Annotated in this window: 1 protein-coding gene and 1 pseudogene; both read right to left on the minus strand. The window is 69.0% G+C overall.

Annotated features, from left to right (window positions below; translation table 11 throughout):
• Positions 1–138: 138 nt before the first annotated feature.
• Positions 139–636, minus strand: a complete 498-nt coding sequence (locus BLQ14_RS15230; RefSeq protein ID WP_092501417.1) for a hypothetical protein — start codon at positions 634–636, stop codon at positions 139–141.
• A gap of 186 nt (positions 637–822) precedes the next feature.
• A pseudogene (locus tag BLQ14_RS15475) lies at positions 823–1,177 on the minus strand (IS5/IS1182 family transposase); the annotation flags it as partial.

Consider the following 1,177-nt stretch of genomic DNA (forward strand, 5'->3'; position numbering starts at 1 on the left):
AACGCGATACTTCAAAACCGCAGCAAACTTCCTCGCCGCACTTCACCTCGCTTGCTCAAGGCTCTGGATCAGACATTATGAGTCCACGACCTAGGCGAGAACTAGCTCGTCACCCCCGGTTTTCGCCCCGTATGCCCTTCACGCGACCATCGGATCCTGTCGCCACGTCCCCAGAAGCGCCCGGAGCCGCAGGGTGCGCGCCAGGATCCAGAGCCAAAGAAGCCTCAGCCAGCGGGCGAGGAGGCGCAGGTTGTCGCCGGCGGCGCAGAGCAGCGCGTTGATCGCATCGCCGTCGGGGCCGGCGAGGTGGTTTCGTTCCAGCAGGCCATCCGCCTTCATGTGGCCGATCACCGGCTCGATGGCGTTGCGTCGTCGCATCTCGCGGCGGATCGTGGGTGAGGTGATGCCGCGCGTGTGGCTGAGGATCACGTCGAGGCCGTCGCGCTCGACTCCATGTCCACGGTAGCCGCGGTCGGCGTAGACGCGCTTCACGCGCCGGCCGGTGAGCCGCTCGGTCTGGGCAATCTGAGCGGCGAGGCTGTGGCCGTCATAGGGGGTGCCGGGCAGCGTGCGGGCGCCGAGCACGAACTGCCCGCCCTTGCAACGCGCGTTGGTCACCGCGAAGGAGGCCTTCACCCCGAACTCGTAGCGCGTCCGGGCCCTCCGGCCCTGCGCTTGCGCTCCGGGAGTTCCGGCCTGACAAAGGTCCACTGGACCTTTGTCCCGGCTGCGCCGGCGGCCGTCACCCTTGCCGATGCACTCCACTTCCGGCGCGTGCAGCGCATAAAGCTTGCCGCTGTCGCCGGGCTCTTGCGTGAGAAGCTACCCGGCGCGTTCGAGCGCGGTGGCGAAGGCGGCCTCGAGCTCGGGCTTGCCCTCGGTCTTGCGGCGGATGTCGCGGGTGAGACGGCCAAGCCAGGTGCGCATCCTGGCGACCCACCTGAGGCCCTGCCTGTGGCCGCGGCCGTGCATCAGCCGGGCCGCCTCGCGCCGCGCCCGGACCATCACGCGGGAAAAGGACTGCCGCAGCTTCACGCGCTGGCGCTTCGCGATCCGGTTCAGCCACTCGGTCGCGCGCAGGATGTGGTGGCTGTCGGTCGGATGCGCCACCGCCTTCGTCTGCACGGTGGTATCCACGGTGATCCGCTCGAGCTGGCGCTCGTTCACCGCCCCGGTC

This window comes from Meinhardsimonia xiamenensis (genome assembly GCF_900102905.1).
GTDB lineage: Bacteria > Pseudomonadota > Alphaproteobacteria > Rhodobacterales > Rhodobacteraceae > Meinhardsimonia > Meinhardsimonia xiamenensis.